The organism is Bacillus sp. Medicinal_06 (genome assembly GCF_056711665.1).
Genome location: NZ_JBWYHD010000095.1, coordinates 1 through 254 on the forward strand (window position 1 = coordinate 1; position 254 = coordinate 254).

Here is a 254-nt window from a genome sequence, read left to right on the forward strand (position 1 = left end):
GGTTTTTGCTTGGCGACGTCCTACTCTCACAGGGACAAGGTCCCAACTACCATCGGCGCTAGAGAGCTTAACTTCCGTGTTCGGTATGGGAACGGGTGTGACCTCTCTGCCATCATCACCAAACTATTGAAGGTATATTCCTTCAAAACTAGATAACATTTGCTTCATATTATATGGTTAAGTCCTCGATCTATTAGTATTCGTCAGCTCCACATGTCACCATGCTTCCACCTCGAACCTATCAACCTGATCAT

At 45.3% G+C, this 254-nt stretch carries 1 rRNA gene; it reads right to left on the reverse strand.

Annotated elements, in window-relative coordinates:
- Window positions 1-7 precede the first annotated feature (7 nt).
- Window positions 8-123 (reverse strand): 5S ribosomal RNA (gene rrf / locus AC1M36_RS28655).
- Between the last annotated feature and the right edge of the window lie 131 nt (window positions 124-254).